15 protein-coding genes are annotated in these 17,258 nt (G+C 69.2%); 5 read left to right on the top strand and 10 right to left on the bottom strand.

All coding sequences use genetic code 11. The features are described from left to right. Positions 1-2 precede the first annotated feature (2 nt). On the top strand, positions 3-347 hold the full coding sequence (locus AC4HOU_RS10170; protein WP_194990540.1) for an ArsR/SmtB family transcription factor: 345 nt from the start codon (positions 3-5) through the stop codon (positions 345-347). Here AC4HOU_RS10170 and AC4HOU_RS10165 read toward each other — a convergent pair. Next, complete coding sequence (locus AC4HOU_RS10165) at positions 337-1,548, bottom strand: cytochrome P450 (RefSeq protein ID WP_490724414.1); 1,212 nt, start codon at positions 1,546-1,548, stop codon at positions 337-339. The two genes, AC4HOU_RS10170 and AC4HOU_RS10165, sit on opposite strands and share 11 nt — an antisense overlap. Then, complete coding sequence (locus AC4HOU_RS10160) at positions 1,545-2,873, bottom strand: MFS transporter (RefSeq protein WP_490724413.1); 1,329 nt, start codon at positions 2,871-2,873, stop codon at positions 1,545-1,547. Before AC4HOU_RS10160 ends, AC4HOU_RS10165 begins: the two co-directional genes overlap by 4 nt. 144 nt (positions 2,874-3,017) lie before the next feature. Between AC4HOU_RS10160 and AC4HOU_RS10155 the strand changes: the two genes are divergently transcribed. Beyond that, positions 3,018-4,439 carry an FAD-dependent monooxygenase gene (locus tag AC4HOU_RS10155; RefSeq protein WP_490724412.1) on the top strand — a complete coding sequence of 474 codons (1,422 nt, stop codon included), beginning with the start codon at positions 3,018-3,020 and terminating at the stop codon, positions 4,437-4,439. An 8-nt stretch (positions 4,440-4,447) separates the two neighbouring features. Here the strand turns inward: AC4HOU_RS10155 and AC4HOU_RS10150 are convergent, their stop codons facing one another. Genes AC4HOU_RS10150 through AC4HOU_RS10120 form a run of 7 tightly spaced genes read right to left on the bottom strand, consistent with a single transcriptional unit; the run spans position 4,448 to position 12,188 of the window. Then, complete coding sequence (locus AC4HOU_RS10150) at positions 4,448-5,113, bottom strand: HAD family hydrolase (RefSeq protein ID WP_280498490.1); 666 nt, start codon at positions 5,111-5,113, stop codon at positions 4,448-4,450. Beyond that, positions 5,110-6,111 carry an AfsA-related hotdog domain-containing protein gene (locus AC4HOU_RS10145; protein WP_163810391.1) on the bottom strand — a complete coding sequence of 334 codons (1,002 nt, stop codon included), beginning with the start codon at positions 6,109-6,111 and terminating at the stop codon, positions 5,110-5,112. Before AC4HOU_RS10145 ends, AC4HOU_RS10150 begins: the two co-directional genes overlap by 4 nt. 36 nt (positions 6,112-6,147) lie before the next feature. Next, entirely contained in the window at positions 6,148-7,851 is a 1,704-nt protein-coding gene (locus AC4HOU_RS10140) for an ABC transporter substrate-binding protein (protein ID WP_490724411.1), read from the bottom strand. After that, the gene (locus AC4HOU_RS10135) at positions 7,844-9,457 is read right to left on the bottom strand and encodes an ATP-binding cassette domain-containing protein (protein ID WP_490724410.1); all 1,614 of its coding nucleotides are present in this window, start codon (positions 9,455-9,457) and stop codon (positions 7,844-7,846) included. The genes AC4HOU_RS10140 and AC4HOU_RS10135 overlap by 8 nt, the downstream gene beginning before the upstream one ends. Beyond that, positions 9,454-10,305 carry an ABC transporter permease gene (locus AC4HOU_RS10130; protein WP_490724409.1) on the bottom strand — a complete coding sequence of 284 codons (852 nt, stop codon included), beginning with the start codon at positions 10,303-10,305 and terminating at the stop codon, positions 9,454-9,456. The genes AC4HOU_RS10135 and AC4HOU_RS10130 overlap by 4 nt, the downstream gene beginning before the upstream one ends. Continuing rightward, positions 10,302-11,249, bottom strand: coding sequence for an ABC transporter permease (locus tag AC4HOU_RS10125; protein ID WP_163810399.1), 948 nt, complete (start codon positions 11,247-11,249; stop codon positions 10,302-10,304). The genes AC4HOU_RS10130 and AC4HOU_RS10125 overlap by 4 nt, the downstream gene beginning before the upstream one ends. Positions 11,250-11,252: 3 nt before the next feature. After that, positions 11,253-12,188, bottom strand: a complete 936-nt coding sequence (locus AC4HOU_RS10120) for a sulfurtransferase (protein WP_490724408.1) — start codon at positions 12,186-12,188, stop codon at positions 11,253-11,255. A 184-nt stretch (positions 12,189-12,372) separates the two neighbouring features. Here AC4HOU_RS10120 and AC4HOU_RS10115 point away from each other — a divergent pair, with 184 nt between their 5' ends. The 3 genes from AC4HOU_RS10115 to AC4HOU_RS10105 are packed head-to-tail and all read left to right on the top strand — an operon-like array spanning position 12,373 to position 15,517. Beyond that, complete coding sequence (locus AC4HOU_RS10115) at positions 12,373-13,224, top strand: sulfurtransferase (protein ID WP_490724407.1); 852 nt, start codon at positions 12,373-12,375, stop codon at positions 13,222-13,224. Positions 13,225-13,247: 23 nt separating this feature from the next. After that, complete coding sequence (locus AC4HOU_RS10110) at positions 13,248-14,552, top strand: NtaA/DmoA family FMN-dependent monooxygenase (protein ID WP_490724406.1); 1,305 nt, start codon at positions 13,248-13,250, stop codon at positions 14,550-14,552. Continuing rightward, positions 14,549-15,517, top strand: coding sequence for an LLM class flavin-dependent oxidoreductase (locus AC4HOU_RS10105; RefSeq protein ID WP_490724405.1), 969 nt, complete (start codon positions 14,549-14,551; stop codon positions 15,515-15,517). The genes AC4HOU_RS10110 and AC4HOU_RS10105 overlap by 4 nt, the downstream gene beginning before the upstream one ends. A gap of 256 nt (positions 15,518-15,773) precedes the next feature. Here AC4HOU_RS10105 and AC4HOU_RS10100 read toward each other — a convergent pair whose 3' ends face one another. Beyond that, positions 15,774-17,126 (bottom strand): aminotransferase class I/II-fold pyridoxal phosphate-dependent enzyme, encoded by a 1,353-nt coding sequence (locus AC4HOU_RS10100; protein WP_490724404.1) that lies wholly within the window; start codon positions 17,124-17,126, stop codon positions 15,774-15,776. Positions 17,127-17,258 lie beyond the last annotated feature (132 nt).

Genomic DNA, 17,258 nt, shown 5'->3' with positions numbered 1-17,258 from the left:
TCGTGGCCGATGCGGATGGGCATCCTGATCTCGAGGAGTTCGATCTGTCCACGGTGCTGGCCGCGCTCGCGGATGACAATCGGCGCAGCGTGATCGCGCAGTTGTATGCCGAGCCGGAGGGGACCGAGCAGTTCTGCAGTGTGTTCGGGATGCCGTGGGCGCCGTCGACGCGGACCCACCATTTCCGGGTGCTGCGCAAGGCCGGGTTGATCTGGCAGCGGGATGTGGGCAACGGCCGGATGACGAAGTTGCGGCGCGACGATATGGAGCGGGTGTTCCCCGGGCTGCTCGAGGCGATTCTCGCCGCCGACCGGCGTCGTCATCCGGCCGCGCCGGCTACCAGGTGACGGGCAGGGAGACCGGCCGGTGCACGAGCACCCCGGTTTCCCACTGAATGGTGTTCTCCGGCACCGCGAGTTCCAGGGTTGGCAGTTCGGCGACCAGGCGGCGCAGCACTTCGGTGATCTCCATCCGCGCCATCGCCGCACCCATGCAGTGATGCATACCGTAGCCGAACTGTAGGTGGCGCTTGCCATTACGTGCGGGATCGATCACTGCCGGATCGGGATACACATCCGGGTCACGGTTGGCGGCATGCGCGTCGGCGTAGACGATCTCACCGGGGTACAGCACGCCTGCGCCGAGCTGGATCTCGCGCGTGCTCACCCGGGGAAACGTCGAGATCCGACCGAGCGGAAGCAGTCGCAAGAACTCCTCCACGGCAGTGGGGATGTCGTCGGGATGATCCACCAGGTACCGCCACAACTCCGGTCGCGCCAGGGCCACATAGGCGATCTTGGTGATCACCGACAGGATGTTCTGATCCCCGCCGACCACCGAGCCGAGCAGAATCGCCGCGTATTCGGCATCGGTAACCGGCGGCGATACCGAATCGCGTGCGGCGAGCAGGTCGAGGATCAGGCCGGGCCGCAGGTCGCGGCGCCGCGCCACCAGGTCCTCGATGTAGTGGTAGAGCGTCCAGAAATCGGCGAGCAGCTTGTCCACATCGGTGTCGTGGGCCAGCTGCATCTCCCGCGACAGATGCCGGAAGTGGGCGATATCGGCGGTGGGGATGCCGAGGTAGTCCACATTGACGCCGATGGTCACCGGATCGAGCAGCGCACCCACGAGGTCGGCCGAACCGCGTTCACGCTGGGCCCGCAGCTCGGCGAGCGCATCGTCGAGCACCCGGTGCACGGCAGGCACCCGCCGGGCCATGGTGGCCGCACTGTAGGCCGAGGCCACGAAGCCCTTGAGCCGCCCGTGGCCGGGATGGTCCAGGTTGAGCAACATCTCGGTGGGCATGATCGTCGGCAGGAAGGTGGGACCGTCGTCCACATTGGTTTCCGCCCGCGCGAAGCTGACATCGGTCAGCACCGCGTGCACGTCGCGATAGGAGGTGAGGTGCGCGGCGGTATGCCCGCTGGGCAGCGTGACCTGCGGTAGTCCTCCGCGCGAATGCTCGGGCAGCGGTTCGATCATGGTGGGCGGGGCGATACCGGCGAGACCGTCGAGATCGACCCGGACCGCGTCGAGTGCGTGGGTCATGAGGTGACTCCTTCTGGGCTGGAACCGAATTCCCGGTTCTCGGTGGTTCGTGCACGACCGCGCACCGCGACGATGAGGAGGGTGAGCACGACGAGCAGGGCGATGAGAACGCCGACTGTGGTGGTGAAGGCCGTCCGGTAGACGTCGGGGTGGCCGAACTGGCCCGCCGCGGTGTCATGGGCGGCCGCTCCGCTGAGCTGCGTGCCGACGACCGCGGCCAGCACGATGGCGTAGCCGGCCACGAAGACCGCCTCGCTGCCGATGCGGAAGAAGTTCAGCAGCCCGGCCGCGGTACCACCGCGTTCGGCGGGAACCACCGACAACGCGTGTCCGTCGACCAGGCCGATCGGCAGACCGAAGCCGAGGCCGAGCAGCACCATCGGGACGATGATCCACGCGACCGAGCGGTCCTGGGACAGCGTGAGCACACCGGCGTTGCCGAGGATCAGCGCGCCGAGGCTGAGGTAGACGACCTTGCCGATGGTCAGCGCCGGGAAGCGGGTGATCAGCTGCCCGACTGCCACCGGGGCGACGAAAACCGGGATGGTCATCGCCAGCATGAGCAGCCCGGAGGTGCCGGCCGACAGGTCGGTGATACCGCTCAGGGCCGAGGGCAGATAGGTGAGCAGGGTGACGAAACCGATCGAACCGGCCACCGGCACCAGGCACATCGCCAGGAACTCCCGATTGCGCAGCAGGCCGAGATCGAGGATCGGACCGTGTTCGGCGGCAGCGGGTTTCGCCGCGGGCAGCAGCCGCGTGCCGATTCCGGCGGCGGCCAGGATCAGCGCGTGCACCACGAACACACCGCGCCAGTCCACCAGTGAGATCAGCAGGCCGGAGATGGTCGGGCCGAGGGCGAGGCCGAGGCCGTTCACCGTGCCGAAGACGGCGAAGGCCTTGGTCCGGGCCGGGCCCTCGTATGCGGCGGACAGCAGGGCGGTGGAACCGGTGAGGATGGCCGCGGCTCCGACACCGGCGAGCACCCGGGCCAGGTCGAGCACCAGCAGATTCGGCGCGGCGACGCTGCCGACGCTGCCCGCGACCACCAGCGCGGCACCGAGGCCGAAGGTGCGGCGATGCCCGATCCGGTCGCTGACCGCTCCCCACAGCAGCGTGGTGAGCGCGAACGCGATATTGAATCCGTTGACAACCCATTGCAGCGCAGTGGGATTCGAGCCCAGATCTTCGGAGATGAGTGGCAGTGCGATCGCGGTGCCCGCGATCGCCATCGGTGTGACGAACTGAGCGGCGAGCACCACGGGCAGCGTCGCCCGGCTCGGTGTCGCGCTCGGTACTTCGGATTCGGTGGTGACTGTCGACATGAATACCCCTGGGGCGGTGGATGGACTGGACGCGGAGTCGGCGACTACCCGGCCGATAGATACTATGATGCTAGTAGCTACGATCCTTCTAGTACAACCGCAACCGCGCACCGGCCCGCGACCACCCCGCCCCAGGAGAATGTGATGACCACGGCGCCCCGGCCCGACCACAGCAGCACCGATGCCCTCATCGACACCGATGTCCTGGTGGTCGGCGGCGGCCCGGTGGGCATGCTGGTCGCCGCAGAACTGGCCTTGCAGCAGATCCGGACCGTCGTCGTGGAAACCCGCACCGAACTCGATGTGCGCCCGCGCGCGGGTACGGTGCACGCGCGGTCGCTGTCGCTGCTGGCCCGTCGCGGTTATCTCCCCGGTGTCCGGCCCGAGGACATCCGCCGCGATCCGCACGGCGTGCGCCGGACGCGATTCCAATTCGCCGCCCAGCCGGTGCTCGCCCTCAGCGCGCCGAGTGTGGAACCGGCGCCGATCGCGGGGATCCCGCAGGCTCGGCTGGAGGCCGCGTTCGAGGAACGCGCCAGGGAACTCGGTGCGCGAATTCTGCGCGGCCACACCGTCACCGGGCTGACGGAAACCGCCGAAGCGGTGCGCGCCGATGTTCTCGACCTCGCCGGCGACCGCACCCTGCGGATTCGCGCGGCCTATGCCGTCGGCGCCGACGGCGCCCGCAGCCTCGTCGCGCGGACCGGCAATTTTCCCGCCACGACGTACCCGGCGAGCATGAATGCCATTGCCGGGCTTGCCGTCGCCGCAGCGCCGGAACAGATTCCGCCCGGCTGGAATCCGACGTCCACCGGCTGGACCATGCACAACCCGAACCCGTACGGCCAGGCCCGAATCATCGCGATGGATTTCAGCGGTCCACTCGAGCACCGCCCGGAACCGACCGTCGAGGAGTACCGCGACCGTCTCGGTCACGTGCTCGGCACTCCACCGGAACTGGCCGAGATCAGCCACCTGACCCGGTTCAGCGACCACGGCCGCTTCCGCACCCGCCTGCGCGAGGGACGCCTGCTGCTGGCAGGCGATGCCGCGCACAGTCACTATCCGCTGGGCGGCCAGGGCCTCAATACCGGCATGCAGGACGCGTTCGCGCTGGGCTGGCGGCTGGCCAGGGTCATCACCGGAGGCGACCCGCCCGCGATCCTGGACGACTACTCGCGCGAACGCGTGGCCGTCGCCTCGGCGGTGGTGGGCAATACCGTGCTGCAATCGCGGATGATGAACCCGCACTCCCCGCAACTGCGCGATGCCGTGCTGGCCGTGCTCGCGGTTCCGGTGATCCATGATGCCGTCGCCCAGCTCATCAGCGGGCAGTTCCAGTCCGGTTTCCAGCACGATCTGGTGCTGACCGAGGCCGATGGCCGCGAGCGCACCCTGGTGGAGTTGCTGCGCGCGGGCCGATTCGTGGCGATCCGGCCCGACGAGCACACACCGGTGCCGGACGCACCGGCCGATGCCCTGGTGGTGACCGGCAAGGTAACCCCGGACCAGACGTGGACCTCGGCCCTGATCCGGCCCGACGGTTACCTTGCCGCCACCTTGTGAGGCAATGGTCAGCCGGGCCATCGGTCGAGGACCTCACGCACCTCGGCGATGGCCTGCCCGGCATCACGGAACCGCACCGCCGTCCAGCCCGACGCCCGTGCGGCGGCACAATTCTCGGCCAGATCGTCGATCAGGACGCATTGCTCCGGTGCGACGCCCGCGGCCTCGGCCGCGATGGCGAAGATCTGCGCATCGGGTTTGCGGAACCCCACCTTGCAGGAATCGACGAGCGCACTGAGCACGTCATCGAGGTCGATCATGCTGCGCCAGTGCGGTTCCCATTCGACAACGTTGTTGCTCAGCACTCCCACCGGAGTTCCGCTGTCGGCCAGTTCGATGACGAAATCGCGCACCGCCGGGTTCACCTGGTGCCCGGCGAACCACTGCCGGCCGAAATCCGCTTCGCTGCGCGAGAGGTCGAGATCGGGTTCCTTGGCCCGGATCGCGGCATGCAGCTTGCGCACCCAGGCCCGCTCGTCGAGCAGGGCCAATTCGATCGGCGCCAGCGGCGGCAGCCCGTATTGGGCGCCGACTTCGGCGATCGCGTACTTGAACAGGTCCACCGGAATGCCCGTCACCTGCTCGTACCGCAGGAACAGCTCATCCAGCGGTGGGGAGAGCACGCCACCGAAATCGAACCAGACGAACGGCCCCGACGTGATCGGCCCGCTCACTGGACCATGGTCCAGACGTCGGCCGGGCGGAAGCGCAGTTCCACCGCACCGGCGGCGATCACATCATCGCCCTGGACCAGACTCACCTGAGCCCGCGCACCGCCGGCGTCACCGGGCACCGCGGCTACGGTGGCCTTGGCGACCGTATCGCGTTCGAACTCACCGAATTTGGTGAACTCGATATCCAGCCGATGCATCACCATGCGGCTGGTGTCCAATCCGAGTACGGCGTTCGCGGCGGCCATCGCGATCTGGCGGGCGGCCTCGAACTGCAACATGCCGGGCACATGATCGAGGGCGTGATCGAACAGCGAGGGGTGGTTGGTGTCGATGATCGTCAGCGCCGACAGCTCCAGCCCGGCCAGCACCGGGTTGGCGAGGATGGCATTGCGCGGATTGTGCCTGCCCACCGAGCCCGGCCGCATCCGCGCGACCGGCAGCTGCTCCGGAATCGTGTGCTGCGGCGGCAGGCCGAGCGATTCGCGCCCGCGCACCCGGATCCGGTTCCACACCGGCGCGGGCATCCATTGATAGACCATCACCTCCCTGGCGGCTTCGTGGCCCTCGATCTCGGCCACCATCTCCAGCGACAGGCCGATGATCTGATCGTCCCGGCGCTTCTCGCCGACCACCCGCGCCTCGATGACGCAATGTCCGGGGCAGTTGCCGATGCGCAGGGTGTCCGGATCGGCGATGGCGAAATCGGCGGAGCCGAAGATGAACTTCTCCGAACGATCCACCCCGAGAAAGGTGTGCGCGTAGTAGATGGCGACCTGCCGGAACACCTCGATCAGCAGCAGCGGATCGTAGGTGGTGGAGGTGCCGCGATGATCGCTGAAATATGAGTGGTTGCGGGGTAATTGGGCGGCGAAGACAGCTCCGCCCGGCACCGGCTGGGCGTCGGTGAGGAACACCTCGGCGATGGATTCCCGGTGCACGATGCCGCGCGGGATATTGCGGTCGAAGGTCAGGGTCGGGGTCTGCGTTGCTGCGGTCATGATCGAGCCTTCCAGGAGGGAGTGGCGGCGGTCTGGTCAGCGGACGGCGATGTCGTATGCCCAGGCGTTGACGCTGTTGCGAGGCGGGTCGAACAGCGAGGTCACGTTGTGCACGGCGGAGGTGGCGGCGACGCTGTTGCGGTCGGTGTAGAGCGGGATCGCGACGGCGTTGTCGAGCAGGTGGGCGGTGATCTGATCGAACAGCTGCTTGCGCTGCTGCCGGTCGGTCGCCTTGGTTGCGTCGATGAGCCAGCGGTCCACCTGCGGATCGGCGAGTTTGGAGCCGGCGACGATGGAGCCGATGGTGATGCCGTCGATCTGGCCGTATTTCAGGTCCGGCGAGGTGGATCCGTAGGCGCGGTTGAATTGCAGCGATAGATCCAGCCCGCCCACCTGGCGTGGGAAGGCCTCGTACTGGTTGCGCGCGAGCAGGTCGTAGACCTGGGCGTTCTCCACGAACTGCAAGTCGACCCGGATGCCGAGGTTCTGGCGCAGTTCGGCCTGCCAGGCCTTCAGGAAATCGTCTTCGGGATAGGTCGGCACGGTCGCGAGCAGCCGGATCGCCAGCTGTCGGCCGGTGCTGTCGGTGCGATAGCCGTCGGCGTCGCTGCCGGTCCAGCCGGCTTCGTCGAGCAGGGCGCGCGCGGCGGGAAGATCTGCGGTGCCGCGGTTTTCGTACTTGGCGTCGTAGTAGGCGCTGTCCGGCGAGATCAGGCTCCAGGCCCGGCGCTGGGAGCCCTTGGTGAGGCTGTCGACCACCGCGGCGATATCGACGCCCTTGGCGATGGCCCGGCGAACCCGCACATCGGTGGTCGGCCCATTGGTGAGATTGAGCATGATGACCGTGGGCGAGGCCGCCGAGCCGATCTGCTCGTACTGGAACCCGTCGATGCCGTCGAAGAGCCCGATATCGGTGGCCTTGACGGTGCCGATCGCGTCGACCTCACCGCTGCGCAGCAGACCGGCCCTGGTGGACGCCTCCGGGATGTACTTGACCACCAGCTCGTCCAGGTAGGCGGCGCCCTGATGCGTGGCGGTGGCCGGGCCCCAGCGGTAGTCGGGGTTCTTCCGGAACCTGATCTCCTGGCCCTGCACCGCCTTGTCCAAGATGAACGGCCCGGATCCGACGAGACCGGCGCCGCTGGTGAGGGCCTGCTTATCGCCGGTGAGCGTGCTCGGCGCGACGATGGCGCCGCTGAGCCCGGCCAGGGTGGACAGGAAATCCGCTCGCGGCGTGCTCAGCGTGATCCGCACCTTGTAGGGGTCGAGCACATCGACGGCGCTGACGCTCGAATACTGCAACAGCCCGAGCACCGTCCACGACGGCGACTGCGGATCGCGCAGCAGATCGATATTCGCCTTGACCGCGTTCGCGTCGAATTTCTCGCCGTTGTGGAAGGTCACGTCCTGGCGCAGGGTGAACTCGTAGACGGTGCCGTCGGGTGAGATGGTCCATTCGGTGGCCAGCCAAGGGTGGAATTGCTCTTCGCGGTCCTCGGCGATCAGGCTGTCGTAGCTGTTGCGCAGCACCTGCGAGGCGTCGAACGCCGCGCCGAAGTGGGGGTTGAGGCCGCGTTCGGGATAGTTCGGCAGGGCGATGGTGAAGGTGCCGCCCGCCTGCGGCGGCGAGGTCGGGCCGCCACCGCCGCTGCCCGGTTCCGGGTCGGAGGCGCAGCCGGCCACCGCCAAGGCCAGGGTGGCGAGCAGTAGCAGGAAGGGTCGAGTGATGCGGTTACGCACGCGAATAGCTTTCTGTGGTGGCCCGCGCGGGCAGGCGCGGAACGGATTCGAGCAGGGCACGGGTGTAGGGCGCCGTCGGTGCGGTGAAAACGTCGTCGGCCGAACCGGATTCGACGATCTCCCCGTCGTGCAGGACCAGCACGCGATGACAGATCTGCCGGACGACGGCCAGATCGTGGGAGATGAAGACGACCGCGACGTGACGTTCGCGCGCGAGTTCGGCGATCAGCGCGAGGATCTGGGCCTGGACCGAGATATCGAGCGCCGACACCGGTTCGTCGCACACCACCAGCCGCGGCTGCGCGCCGAGCGCCCTGGCGATATTGACCCGCTGCCGTTGTCCACCGGACAGCTCGCGGGGATGGCGATCGATCACCTCGGCGGGCAAATGCACCGCGTCCAGCAGCCGCCGCACCTCGGCCGCGGCGCGTTCGCCACGACCGGACCGCACGGCGACGCTTTCGGCGATGATGTCGCCGACCCGATAGCGCGGGTCGAACGAGCCCACCGAATCCTGCGCCACCAGCCCGATCTCGCCGGGACGGCGGGTGGCTCGGGTCAACGGCGCGTCACCGAAACGCATCGCACCGCTGTCGGGTTCGACGAGACCGGTGATCATCTTCGCCACCGTGGTTTTCCCGGAACCGGATTCGCCGACCACCCCGAGCACCTCGCCTGCCTGCACCTCGAATGAGATGCCGGTGGCGGCCGGGACCGAACGCCCACGCACCCGATACGACTTGCCGAGCCCGTGCGCTTGGAAGATCGGCGGCCCGGCCGGGGGCGGCGCGCCCGCGCTGCCCTGCGGCACCGCGGCCAGCAGCTGCCTGGTGTACGCGTGCGCGGGCGCTTCGATCACCTGCCGGGCCGGGCCGGACTCCACGATCCGGCCCGCTTTCATCACCAGGATCCGGTCCGCCACCGCGGCGACCACCGCCAGATCATGGCTGACCAGGATCATCGACCGGCCGCCCGCGACCTGGCGGACCAGCAGGTCGAGCACCTGCGCCTGCACCGTCACATCGAGCGCGGTGGTCGGTTCGTCGGCGATGAGGATATCCGGATCGCCGGCCAGCGCCGCGGCGATCAGTGCGCGCTGACGCTGACCACCCGACAGCTGAAAGGAATGCTGCCGCTTGCGAATCGCGGGATCGGCGATGCCGACCGAGGTCAGCAGTTCCTCGATGCGACGGTCGCGTTCGGCACGCGGGAGTGCCGGTAGGGATTCACCGATCTCGGCGGCGATCGTGCGCAGCGGGTCGAGGGCGACGAGGGCGTCCTGGAGGATCAGGCCGATCCGGGTGCCGCGGATCCGGCGCCACTGCCGCTCGGTCAGCTCCTGCGCCGAGGTGCCGAACAGGTCGAACCGGTCGGCCCGCACCCGCGCGCCGTCGCCCGCCAGGCCGACCAGGCTGCGGGTGGTCACCGATTTGCCGGAGCCCGATTCGCCGACGATGGCCAGGATCTCCCCGCGCCGCAGCTCGAAGTCGATTCCGTCGACGACATCGCCGGCGCGGCCCGCGAATCCGATGCGCAGATTCCGCACCCGCAGCACGGTCTCGGCCTCGGTGTCCGCGGATGATTCGGCGGTGGCCGTGAGCGTCATGGGTGTGCCCTCCGTTCGAAGCGGTGACCGGCGTAGCGGCCGAGCACGGTGGTCGCCAGCACGACCACCGTGATGGCGGCGCCCGGGAAGGCCACCGACCACCAGGCGATCCGCAGATCGCCGTGGCCCTCGGCGAGCATCGAGCCCCATTCCGGTTCCGGTGGTTGCGGCCCGAAGCCGAGGAAGCTCAGGGCCGCCGCGCCGAGAATGCTGGTGCCGAGCCCGAGCGTGACCACCACCGGAAGCGAACGCAGGGCGTTGGGCAGGATGTGGCGCACCACGATCCGGGTGCGCGACCGGGTGAACAGGCCCGCCTGTGCGACGTATTCGCTGCCGCGCACGGCCCGCGTCTCCGCCCGCATCACCCGCGCGAAGCGCGGTGCGGCCGCGATACCGATGGCGAGAATGAGATTCGGCGTGCCGGTGCCGGTGAAGGTGATGAGCACCAGAGCGAGCAGGATCTCCGGGAAGGCGCCGAGCAGATCGAAGGTGCGCGAGGCGATCGCGTCGACGATGCGGTTGCCGATCCCGGCGATCAGGCCGAGCGTCACCCCGATCAGTACCGCGAGTGCGGTCGCCGATACGCCGATCGTCAGCGACAGCCTGGCCCCGTGCACCACCCGGGTGAACACGTCGCGGCCGAGCTGATCGGTGCCGAACAGATGGGCGGCCGATGGCGGTTGGTGCGCGGCGAGCAGATCGGTCTGCAGGGGGTCTCCCGGCCCGAGCACGCCGGGCGCGAGCGCGGCCAGCGCCGCGAGCGCCAGCACCGCTGCCGCTGCCCATACGGCTGCCGGATGCGCGGGCAGCGCGGTAAAGCGCTGGCGTGCTGCGACTTTCGTGGTCATGGCGTGGCCTCCCGAAGTCGCGGATCGATCCAGAGGTAGGCGATGTCGACAAGCACCGTCACGGTCAGGTAGATCGCCGCGGTCAGCAGCGCGACACCGAGCACCACCGGGACATCGGAGTAGGTGACCGCCTCCACGGTTGCGCGGCCGATGCCCGCGCGGCCGAAGACTTCCTCGATCACGACCGTCCCGGTGAGCAGCCCACTGACCGCCCAGCCGGCCAGCGTCGCCGCGGGAATCAGCGAATGCCGTAGCCCGTGCCGCAACCGCAGCCGGGTGGTGCTGATCCCGCGCGAGCGTGCGGTGAGCGCGAACGGCTGCTCCAGCGCGCGCTCGATCCCCTCGCGCATCACCTGTGCGAGCACGGCGGCGATCGGCAGCGCCAGCGTGACCGCGGGCAGGATCAGCCGCTGGAACTCGTTTCCCGCCGTCACCGGCAGCACCTTCAGGGTGAAGGCGAAAATCCAGATCAGGATGAGCCCCATCCAGAACGGCGGCGCCGAGGCGAGCACGACCTCCGCTGTGCCGAGTGCGCGGCTGAACACATCGCGCCGCCCGGCGGTCAGCACGGCCAGCAGCGGCGCCAGCACCACCGCGATGAGCAGGGCGAATCCGGCGAGCTGCGCGCTGGTGCCGAGCTGTTCGCCGAACAGGATGTCGGTCACCGGTTCGCCGCGCACATAGGAGTAGCCGAGGTCACCGTGCAGCAGCCGATCCAGATGCCGCACGTACTGCACGCCGATCGGTTGATCCAGACCCCAGTCCTGTTCGATCCGCGCCCGCTGGGTGGGATCGCTCGACTCACCCATGATCGCGGTGACCGGATCACCCGGTGCGATGTGCACGGCGAGGAAGGCCAGGGTGACCGCGGCCCACATCATCGCGACCGCGGACAGCACGACGCCGACGATGCGGCCGAGCACGACGTGACGATGCGCAGTCATCGCTCAGACCTCGATGGGCGCGCCGACCAGGCTGCCCCATTCGGTCCAGGACCCGTCGTACACGCGCACCCGCCGATCACCGAGCAGCTCCTCGAAGATCAACCACCCGAGCGCGGCCCGATGCGAGAGCCGGCAGTAGGCGATGATCTCGGTGGCCGCGTCGATGCCCAGTGCGGCGACCCGCGCCCGGATCTCGGCCACCGGCCGCAACAACCCCTGCTCATCGAGCAGATCCTGCACCGGAAGACTCGACGCACCCGGAATATGCCCACCACGCTCGGCCCCGTGATCGATCGGCTCGGTGACGGGCGCCACCCGCGCGCCCGAATATTCTTCCGGCGAGCGCAGATCCACGATCGCGGTCGGCAAAGCGATCGCGGCGAGGACGTCCTCACGGCCGGCGACGAGTTCGTCAGTACGCGGAGCCACCAAGGGAAGTGGCGGTGCCGAGGGGGCGCGCGATGGGTCCGCAGGTGACACGGGCGCGGACGGTTCAGCCGCGGGCGGTATGGCCTCAGGCGGTTCAGCCGCAGACGGTCGCGAAGGTACCGGCGCACGACCGTCTCCGCGCCAGGCCGGCAGTCCTCCGTCGAGGTAGCGCAGGTCTCCGCCGACGCCGACGGCCGCCGCCACCCAGAGGGCGTAGGCGGCGAATTGGGTGGGTTCGCCGGCGAAGATCACCGTGGATTCCGCATCCGCGCCGAGGGCGTGCAGCCGGGCGGCCAGTTCGTGCGGTGCGGCGAACTCGCGGCGCGTGCGGTGCCACAGCAGGTCTTTCCAATACACCGTGCGCGCACCGGGAACGCTCGGCGCACCACCTGCTTCGCCGAGGGTGCTGCCCGGTGCCGCACCGGGCGTATTGGTCACCTCGATGACGACGACGCCCGGATCGGTCAGCCGGGAGCGCAACCATTCCGCGTCGACGACACGGCTCGTCACGACACTTCCCACCGCAGACCTCCCGCTCGTACCACCGGCTCCGTTGAGCTCGGTGGCGAAAACATAAGAGGCCCGCCACGCTGCCGGGAACACAAAAAGTCAGGCAGACTCCAATTATGTGTTCCCTGATTCGGGATACATATCCTCGGCAGCGCGTTGCCTCCCGATCGCCGAAAGGGGCCCGATGTCCGGCCACCGTGCTGCCCACCTCATTTCCGCAGGTCGGCTGCGTACCGATCCGCCGAAGCGGCTGGTGCTGCTCGACGTCCGGGCGGGTGCGGGCGGCCCCGGCTGCGCGCGACGCCATCTGCCGGGCGCACGATTCGTCGACGTCGACGCCGATCTCGCGGGCAGCGCGACCCCGTACTCCGGCGCCCGTCCGCTCCCGGAACCGGCGGATCTCACCGCGGCGTTGCAGCGCTGGGGCATTCACGCCGACAGCACGGTGGTGGTCTACGACGATGCCGGTTCGGTACCAGCTGCCCGGGCCTGGTGGGTGCTGCGGTGGGCGGGGCTGCCGGATGTGCGCGTGCTCGATGGTGGGTTACCGGCGTGGCTCGCCGCGGGCGGTCCCGTCGTGTCGGGCGAGGGCTCGGAGCCACGCGAAAAGGGCACGGCCACAGCACAACCCGGTGGGCTGCCCGTCATCGAAACCGCCGCTGTCGCCACGCTGCCGGAACGCGGAGTGCTGCTCGATGCCCGCCCGCAGTCGCACTATCGCGGCGCCGGCGAATTCGGCGGCCATATCCCCGGAGCCGTCAGCGCGCCGGTGTTCGACGATTTCGATCAGCACGGACTGCTCCGCGACGAGCAGACGCTGCGGGCCCGCTATCGCTCGCTCGGACTCACCGATGCGACCGCGGCCGCGTCCTACTGCGGTAGCGCGATGGCCGCCGCGCTCCAGGTTTTCGTGCTCGCCACCCTCGGCCACGAGATCGCCCTGTACCCGGGATCGCTATCGCAGTGGACCGCTGATCCCGCCCGTCTGGTCGTCGGCAGCGCGGTCGTCACGCCGGACCCGGTTCCCGCCCTCTGATCCGCTACCAGCCAGGAGATTCCATGGCAGACCAGCCCCGTCACGTCATCCTGAACGCCAATCTGATTCCGGGTGGCACCATCGGCAGCCCATGGCGGCGGGCCGAGGAACCCGCGGCGCATTTCGTCGGCATCGAGCATTACCTGGACGTCGCGCGCACCGCCGAACGCGGCCTGCTCGACGCCGTCTTCCTCGCCGACTCCCCCGATATCCAGGCCAAGGACTGGACCGCGCCGAGCCGGCTGCTCGACCCGTTCATCGCGCAATCGGTGATCGCCGCGCGCACCGAGCGCATCGGCCAGATCATCACCGCGACCACCTCCTACAACGACCCCTACAACCTGGCCCGCGCCTTCGCGGCGCTGTCGGCGGTCTCCGGCGGCCGGGTTGGCTGGAATTTCGTCGTCACCGGCGGCGATGCGGCGGCCCGCAACTACTCGCTGGATCAGGCGCTGCCGAAATCCGAGCGGTACGCGCGCGCCGCCGAGTTCCTCGATGTGGTGCTCGCACTCTGGGATTCGGTGCCCGCCGATGCCATCGCGGGCGACAAGGCGACCGGGCGCTATCTCGATCCTGCGGTGGTGCGCCCGATCGGCCACGATGGCAAGTTCTTCCGGGTGGCCGGCCCGTTGAAGGCGCCGCCGCTGACCCACGGCCGTCCGGTGCTGATCCAGGCCGGCGCCTCCACACATGGCGTGGAACTGGGGGCGACGACCGCCGACGCGGTGTACTCCGCGCACGTCGATCCGGCCTCGGCCGCTGCCCGCCGCACCGAACTGCGGCGGCTGGCCGCGCATGCCGGACGCGATCCCGACAGCGTGAAGCTGCTGCCCGGTCTGATCGTGGTGCTCGCCGATTCCGAGGCCGCCGCCCGGCAGCGGGAACGCGAACTGATCGACCTCATCCCCGACGAGGTCCAGCTGGTCAACCTGGCCGACCGGCTCGGCATCGCACCCACCGACCTCGATCTGGACGCGCCGTTCCCGTGGGACAAGATCCCCGCCGAGCACACCGACGCCGGTTCCCGTGGCCAGCGCGCTGTGCTGCTCGAATACGTCCGCGCCAGCGGAGCCGACACCCGCGGCGCCGCTCGGCTGCTGGCGTCGGGCAGCGTGCACGCGAAGGTGGTCGGCGGGCCGGAGCAGGTGGCCGACTTCATCACCGACTGGTTCCGCGGCGGCGCCTGCGACGGTTTCAATGTGATGATCGATGAATTGCCCGGTGGGCTGGCCGATTTCGTCGACCATGTGGTCCCGCTACTGCAACGGCGTGGCATCTTCCGCACCGAATACGCGACCACCACCCTGAGAGGGCATTACGGGCTGTGAGCGCGCCGTCATTGTTCGTCCAGCTGCGCAGCGGCCCGCCCGCCGCCGAGGTGTATCGGCACACCATCGATATCGCGGTGCGCGCCGAGCAGCTCGGATATCGCACCATCTGGTTCGCCACCCGCCATTTCCGGGCCCATCACGCGGCGCTGCCCTCGGTGTTCCCGTTTCTCACCGCCGTGGCCCAGCACACCGCGACGATCCGGCTCGGTGCCGGCGTCGTCAGCATCCCGTTCGAGCATCCGGTCCGGCTGGCGGAGGATGCCGTGGTCACCGATGCGCTCAGCGGCGGACGGCTCGAGCTCGGCGTCGGCAAGGGGCTCGGGTTCGGGCTTTCGGCCAGCAGCTGGGCCGGATTCGGCGTTCCCGACAGCGAACGGGAGTCGATCTACGCCGAGCGGCTCACCGCTGTGCACCGCATCCTGGACGACGGCCTGGTCACCGACGAGGTCGCGCTGTATCCGCCGCCGGGAACACTGCGATCGCGCATGTGGCAGTCCACCGGGAATATCGACACCGCGCGCCGCGCCGGTGCCGCCGGTGACGGCCTGCTGCCGCACGGCAATTCCCAGGCACGGGCGGGCGGCAGCGTCACCGAACTGGTCGACGCCTACCTGGAGCAGTGCCGCGGCACCCCGCGTATCGGTTCGAGCGTCGCGGTACTGCCGGGCGCGAGCGAACACGATTCGCTGGACCTGCTCGACACCGATATCGCGCTGAGTCCCGCCTTCTATCCCGAATTGTCCGGCGAATCCGAACGGCGCCGGTACCTGACGGACAATCGGATCCACATCGGATCCGCCGCGCAGATCGTGGACGAGTTGCGCGCCGATCCGGGCCGGGCAGCCGCGACCGAGGTGCTGTTCTATGTTCCGCTCGCGGTGGGCCATCCTCGGTACGGGGAATGCCTGCACCGGATCAGCACCGAGATCGCGCCGCGACTGACCACGTTGCCGATCCGATAGTACGAAAACCCCTCGGCGACGCGCTGCGACATCCGGTCGCGCCCGCTCGCCCGGCATCATTGGCAAACACGTTTTGCCCCAGCGAATTCGGCCCCATGAAGCGTTCACAGTGGCCCAGCACCGGGCTTGTGCCGCCCGGTCCATTGCGCGCCAGCGGCGCGGCGTGTGGTGCGGCCAGCGGCAACGGGCGGCGCGGAGGGCGTTGCGCGTGGTGGGCGGCGGACGGCGCACCCTCCACCCGAGAGAGCGATTCCGTTCAGTCCAAGAACTCGCGCAGGGTTGCGCCCGCCGCATCGGCCAGCAGACCGGCGAGTTCGGCAAGGGCGGCTGGATCATCGGGAAGCTGGGGCACCGCGACCCGGACCGTCCCCGGCCGCTGCGGCGCGACATGGGATTTCGCGCCCGAGCCCACGATCACCCCGTGCCTGGCCAGGCCCAGCAGTGCGCTCTGTTCATCGGCCACCTCGACCCACACGACCAGGCTGTTCACTCCGGATCGTGCGGTGACGCCACGCTCCCGCAGGGCCGCGAGCAGCCCGGAGCGCCGCGCCGCATACCGATCGCGGGCGGTCTCGATCAGTGCGGCGGTGGACCGGTCGGCGATCAGATGCGCCAAGGCATCCTGCAAGATCCGGCTGTTGGCCGCGATACCGTGCACCCGGCCGCGGATGGCTCGTTCGACAAGTTCCGCACTACCACCGATGACGCAGGTGCGGATATCCATCCCGTACGCCTTGCAGTAGCTGCGCACCCGGACGCTGCGCTCGGGGAAGAAGCCGCCGAGCGACGGAGCCTGCGCGTAGGCCAGCGGCCCGACCGCATCGTCCTCCACGATCCACGGCACCGTTTCGGCGGCGCGCAACACCTCGGCCAGTTCGGCGGCGCGGGCCTCCGACAGCGCTCCGCGCGCGGCATAGGCGCCCTCCGGTTGCAGCACCACCACCGACGGCGACCGGCGCAGCACCGCAGCCAATGCGTCCGGCAGGGCGCCGAATTCATCGGATTCGATGCCGGCCACTTCGTAGCCGACGTCGGCCAGGGTGTCGAGGAAGCCCGGCATCACCGGCTCCTCCACCGCGACCAGCGAACCCGTGTGCGCGGCGGCATGAACGGCGAGGAAAAGCCCCTCCGAACCCCCGCCCGCGGCGACGAATGCTTCGGCGGGGAAGGGCCAGCCGTCGATGACCGCGTCACGCAACCGATCGGTGATGTACTCGCGCCCCGGCCGGTTGAGCCGCTCGGTGTGCAGCCCGGCCAGCATCGCGGGCGCCAGATCCGGTTGCAGGTCGTAATCGGGGCTGCCGGTGAGCAGGTCACGATCGGCGAGCGTGCGCCCGGCCGGCGCCCGATCCATCGCGGCCACCACCGTCCCGCCGCGCCGATTGGTGGCGATGAGACCTTCCTTGCGCAGCTCACCCCACGCGGCCACGACCGTGCGCGTGCTCAATCCGCAATGCTGCGCGAGCTCCCGGATGGTGGGCAACCGCATCCCCGCCTCGAGCGAGCCGTCCCGGATCAACCGGGCGGTGACCGCCCGCACCGACTCCGAGGTATGCGACGCATTGGCCTCCAACGCCCGCACCAGCAGCGCCGACCCCGAATCCGTCACCGGTACTCCACTCGTCGCATGACAACAGTATGACGAATATATGTGTTCAGTTGGCGATTTTTGTTCCCGGCTGATGGATATATGTGCACGGTGCGCGGATCGCGCGGCCACCGTCGGATGGGACTGGTGACG

This window comes from Nocardia sp. JCM 38205, from assembly GCF_058222935.1.
This window is presented reverse-complemented; position numbering and strand designations above follow the sequence as displayed.

Bases quoted from the DNA above. Each gene is read 5' to 3' on its own strand.
- AC4HOU_RS10165 (WP_490724414.1), bottom strand. From the start codon at position 1,548: ATGACCCACGCACTCGACGCGGTCCGGGTCGATCTCGACGGTCTCGCC.
- AC4HOU_RS10160 (WP_490724413.1), bottom strand. From the start codon at position 2,873: ATGTCGACAGTCACCACCGAATCCGAAGTACCGAGCGCGACACCGAGC.
- AC4HOU_RS10155 (WP_490724412.1), top strand. From the start codon at position 3,018: ATGACCACGGCGCCCCGGCCCGACCACAGCAGCACCGATGCCCTCATC.
- AC4HOU_RS10145 (WP_163810391.1), bottom strand. From the start codon at position 6,111: ATGACCGCAGCAACGCAGACCCCGACCCTGACCTTCGACCGCAATATC.
- AC4HOU_RS10135 (WP_490724410.1), bottom strand. From the start codon at position 9,457: ATGACGCTCACGGCCACCGCCGAATCATCCGCGGACACCGAGGCCGAG.
- AC4HOU_RS10130 (WP_490724409.1), bottom strand. From the start codon at position 10,305: ATGACCACGAAAGTCGCAGCACGCCAGCGCTTTACCGCGCTGCCCGCG.
- AC4HOU_RS10125 (WP_163810399.1), bottom strand. From the start codon at position 11,249: ATGACTGCGCATCGTCACGTCGTGCTCGGCCGCATCGTCGGCGTCGTG.
- AC4HOU_RS10115 (WP_490724407.1), top strand. From the start codon at position 12,373: ATGTCCGGCCACCGTGCTGCCCACCTCATTTCCGCAGGTCGGCTGCGT.
- AC4HOU_RS10110 (WP_490724406.1), top strand. From the start codon at position 13,248: ATGGCAGACCAGCCCCGTCACGTCATCCTGAACGCCAATCTGATTCCG.